The organism is Streptomyces mexicanus (assembly GCF_902506575.1).
Classification (GTDB): Bacteria; Actinomycetota; Actinomycetes; order Streptomycetales; family Streptomycetaceae; genus Streptomyces; species Streptomyces mexicanus.
Genome location: NZ_LR732544.1, coordinates 4,138,155 through 4,142,600, shown reverse-complemented (window position 1 = coordinate 4,142,600; position 4,446 = coordinate 4,138,155). Strand labels below are relative to the sequence as shown.

Genomic DNA, 4,446 nt, shown 5'->3' with positions numbered 1-4,446 from the left:
CTGAGCCATGTGTCGACCAGCTGAAACGGCGGCCCGCCCGCCCGGGGCCGCCCCCTCACCACGCCAGCTGGGCGATCTCCTCGGCCACCACCGCGCAGGCGTCCGCCGTCGGGTCGATCAGCGGGAAGTGGCCGACGTCCTCCAGGAGGGTCAGCCCCACCAGCTCGCCGGCCTTCGCCGCGGCCTCCGTGTACGCCTCCGCCACCGCCTGCGGCACGTCCACGTCCGCGCGGCCCTGCACCACCGTCGTCGCGATGCCGGTGGGCAGCAGCAGGGCGGGGTCGGCGTACGGGCGGCGTACGGCGAACTCCTCCGCGCCGCCCAGCAGTTGCGACGCGGCCCCGCCGCACACGTCGAGCTTCTCGGCGACCGCGAAGTCGGCGATCGGGGCGAGGGCGACCACGCCGCGCAGCGGGGCGGGCCGGTCGGTGCGCCAGGGCGCGTCCGCGGGCAGGACGTGCCGGGCCGCGGCCCACAGGGCGAGGTGGCCGCCCGCGGAGTGGCCGGTCAGCACCGTGCGCCGCGCGTCCGCCTGCGGCAGTTCCCGGGCCACGAGCCCGGGCAGCGCGTCGAGGGCGGCGGCCACGTCGTCGAACGTGTCCGGCCACCGTCCCGCCACCGGTGCCGCCTCCCCCTCGGGGTCCGGGGTCGCGGGACCGCGCCGGTACTCGACGTTGGCCACGGCGAAACCCCGGCGGGCGAGGAAGGCGGCGAAGGGGGTGATGTGGCGCCGGTCGTACGGGGCCCGCCAGGCACCGCCGTGCAGGACGACGACGAGCGGGACCGGGGCGCCCGGCACCGGGGAGCGGGAGGAGCGCGGGGCGTAGAAGTCGATCAGCTGGTCGGGGTGGTCGCCGTAGGCGGCGGTGCTGTCGGGGTCGACGGGCGTCTGCGACAGCAGCGACTGCTCCTCAGCGGCGGCACGGGCGGCGGTCCGCGCGTCCGCCTCACGGCCGGCGGCGTTCCCCGGTACGGCTCCCTCGCGGCGTGCGGCGGCGTCCGGCATGCTCCAACCTCTCAACGACAGAACGGATGTGGCGGGTCAGGAGTGGGGGGACGGCGTGGTACGGCCGTTGGCGGGGACGGTACCAGGCCGTTGACGTGCGTCTACACGCGGACGTGACGCACCGTGAGGGCGGCGCGGGAACCCGGTCGGACCGCCCCTGGATCCCGCGCCTCCGCCACGCGCCCCCGCACGCCCACTCCTGCGCGCGCCCCTACTCCTCCGGGCGCCCCTCCCCCTCGGCGAGCACCGCCTCACCGCGCACCGCTTCCCCGAGCACCGCCGCCAGCACCCGTGCCGCCCGCTCCACGTCGGCGAACCGCACGTACAGCGGCGTGAACCCGAAGCGCAGCACGTCCGGGTACCGGAAGTCGCCGACCACGCCCTCGTCGATCAGCCGTTCCATCACCTGCCCGGCGTCCGGGCAGCGCAGCGCCACCTGGCTGCCCCGCTCCTCGTGCGCCAGCGGCGTCACGCACTCCACGCGCCCGGCCGGCACGTACGCGGTGACGCACTCCAGGAAGAAGTCGGTCAGTGCGAGGGACTTGGCCCGCACGGCCTCGATCGGCACCCCGTCCCAGACCTCCAGCGACGCCTCCAGGGCGAGCATCGACAGGATGTCGGGCGTGCCGACGCGCCCGCGCGGGGCTCCTTGCGCCGGCACGTACTCGGGCTGCATGCCGAAGGGTTCGGCATGCGAGTTCCAGCCGGGCAGCGGGGAGTCGAAACGGTCCTGCAGCGCGTGGCGGACGTACAGGAACGCGGGCGCGCCCGGGCCGCCGTTGAGGAACTTGTACGTGCAGCCGACCGCCAGGTCGACCCCGTGCTCGTCGAGCCCCACCGGCAGGGCGCCCGCGCTGTGGCACAGGTCCCACACGGCGTACGCGCCCGCCGCGTGCACCGCGGCCGTCAGGGACGGCAGGTCGTGCAGGCGGCCGGTGCGGTAGTCGACGTGGTTGAGCAGGACCGCGGCGGTGCGCCCGGACAGGGCGCCGGGCACGTCCCCCGGCGCCACCGGGCGCAGGGTGCAGCCGGCCATCCGGGCCGCCGAGCGGGCGATGTAGCCGTCCGTGGGGAACGTCGTGGCGTCGACCAGGATCTCGTCGCGCGGACCCCCGCCCGGCGCACCACCCGGCTCCCCGCCCGGCGCACCACCCGGCTCACCGTCCGGCGCACCACCACGCTCACCGATCGGCGCACTCGGCCCACCGTCCGGCCCACCACCCGCCGCAGCGGGCGCACCGTCCGGCCCACCGCCCGTCTCCCGGGCCATCCGGACCGCCGCCACCAGCGCCTTGAAGACGTTCACGCTGGTGGAGTCGCCCACCACGATCTGCCCGGGCGCCGCCCCGACCAGCGGGGCGATCCGGTCGCCGATCCGCTCGGGCGCGGTCCACCAGCCGCTCTCCTGCCAGGAGCGGATGCGCAGCTCGCCCCACTGGCGGCGCACCACGTCCGCGAGCCGGTCCGGGACGTGGGCCGGGAGCGCGCCCAGCGAGTTGCCGTCGAGGTAGACCGTCCCGTCCAGGACGAACCTGTCGCGCAGCGTGCCCAGCGCGTCCGCGGCGTCCAGCTTCTCCGCCTTGCGCAGGAGTTCCGAGGTACCGGCGAGTTCAGACATACGACCGCGCCGTCCACAGCTCGGGGAACACGTTCTTCTGCGCCCGCTTCTCCAGCCAGGCCACCCCGGCGGAGCCGCCCGTGCCGGGCTTGGCGCCCATCGCGCGGCGGGTGGCGACCAGGTGGTCGTTGCGCCAGCGCCACACCAGTTCGGCCACGTCCGTCAGCGCCTCGCCGAGGCGGGCCAGGTCCTCGGGCCCCTCGCCCGCGTAGACGGCCGCCCAGGCCGCCTCCACGGCGGGCGACGGCTCGTAGCGCCGGGCGACGTCACGGTCGAGGACGGAGGCGGGGATGTCGTACCCGCGGCGGGCGAGCAGCCGCAGCACCTCGTCGTACAGGCTCGGCTCGTGCAGCGCCTTCTCCAGTTCGGCGTGGGCGCGCGGCGTGCCCCGGTGCGGGACGAGCATCGACGCGGACTTCTCGCCGAGCAGGAACTCCAGGCGCCGGTACATCGCCGACTGGAAGCCGGAGCCCTCGCCGAGGGCGCCGCGGTAGCTGTTGAACTGGGCCGGTGTGAGCTGTCCGAGCGGCTTCCAGGAGGCGTTGAGCGCCTCCAGTTCCCGTACGGACCGCTTCAGCGCGGCGATCGCCGCGGGCACGTCGTCCGAGCGCAGGGCCCGGGCCGCGGTCTCCCACTCGTGGACCAGGCAGGTGAACCACAGCTCCATGACCTGGGTCGTGACCAGGAAGACCATCTCTCCGGGATCGTCGGAGAGGGTGTGCTGCAAATGGGTGAGCACGTCCGCCTTGACGTAGTCCTCGTAGGGCGTGGTGCCGTCGAAGTCGAGATGCGGGGTCTCGGGCTCGTGGGCCTCAGCGGGCTGAGAGGTCGGGTGAGCCTGTTGGGACATCGCTGTCTCCTGCTGTACTCCGGGTAGCGGTCCGCCCCTGCCGATGCCGGCACGGGGGCCCCGGTCCCCACCGGCATCCTGCAAACCATCCGTGCAGATCGCAAGGCCCGCCCGGTCGCCCGGGCGGGCCCTGGTCACCCCCGGTCCGCGCAATCGGTCCGTTCGGCTCGGCCCGCGCGGTGGGCCTGCTCCGCCCGGCCCGTTCGGCTCGGCCCGCGCGGGCGGCCCGCTCCGTGACGCGCGGGATCAGCCCAGCGTGCGGGCGGCCGTCTCGGAGGATTCCTTCAGGAACTGGGTGCAGCGCTCGTACTCCTCCTGCTCCCCGATCGCCTTGGCGGCGCGCGCCAGCGCGTGCAGGGCGCGCAGGAAGCCGCGGTTCGGCTCGTGCTCCCAGGGCACCGGGCCGTGCCCCTTCCAGCCGTTGCGCCGCAGGGCGTCCAGGCCGCGGTGGTAGCCCGTCCGGGCGTACGCGTACGACTCCACGGCCGCGCCCCGCTCGAAGGCGTCCTCCGCCAGTTGCGCCCAGACCAACGAGGACGCCGGGTACCGGGCCGCGACCTCGGCGGGCGGCGTGCCCTTGGCGAGCAGCTCGCGGGGCTCCGGGTCGTCGGGCAGGTGGGTGGGGGGCGGGCCGCCCAGCAGGTTCTCGTGAAGGGTCATGGAACCAGTCTGCTGGATCGCCCGCGGGACGAGTCGCCGCGGGGCGGGGAAAGCGCGCGAAAGCCCGGACAGCGGGCGACAGCGCGGGACAGCGGGGGAAAAACGCGGGCGGGGGGCCCGCCCGGGCGCCGCGGGCCGGGCCCCCCCCCGGGGGGGGCGGCGCGGGCGGCCCCCCGCCTTCCTTATCTTTGTGCCGGCCGCGCGCCGGGGGGCGCCGGCCCCCCCCCCCCGCCGGGCCCCGGGCGCCCCCGCGGGCGTGCCCCCCGGGGGCGGGGGGGCGGGCCTCCTTGGGGCGACCCCCCCCCCGGCCCT

The 4,446-nt window shown here is 76.1% G+C and carries 4 protein-coding genes; all 4 read right to left on the bottom strand.

Translation table 11 applies throughout. From position 1 onward, the window contains the following. Positions 1–55: 55 nt before the first annotated feature. On the bottom strand, positions 56–1,006 hold the full coding sequence (locus GV126_RS18530) for an alpha/beta hydrolase family protein (RefSeq protein ID WP_159668097.1): 951 nt from the start codon (positions 1,004–1,006) through the stop codon (positions 56–58). Between the two features lie 211 nt (positions 1,007–1,217). Next, the gene (locus GV126_RS18525; protein ID WP_236570044.1) at positions 1,218–2,624 is read right to left on the bottom strand and encodes a kynureninase; all 1,407 of its coding nucleotides are present in this window, start codon (positions 2,622–2,624) and stop codon (positions 1,218–1,220) included. Continuing rightward, the gene (locus GV126_RS18520; RefSeq protein ID WP_159668094.1) at positions 2,617–3,474 is read right to left on the bottom strand and encodes a tryptophan 2,3-dioxygenase family protein; all 858 of its coding nucleotides are present in this window, start codon (positions 3,472–3,474) and stop codon (positions 2,617–2,619) included. Before GV126_RS18520 ends, GV126_RS18525 begins: the two co-directional genes overlap by 8 nt. Before the next feature lie 246 nt (positions 3,475–3,720). After that, entirely contained in the window at positions 3,721–4,134 is a 414-nt protein-coding gene (locus tag GV126_RS18515; protein WP_028421103.1) for a DUF3151 domain-containing protein, read from the bottom strand. Between the last annotated feature and the right edge of the window lie 312 nt (positions 4,135–4,446).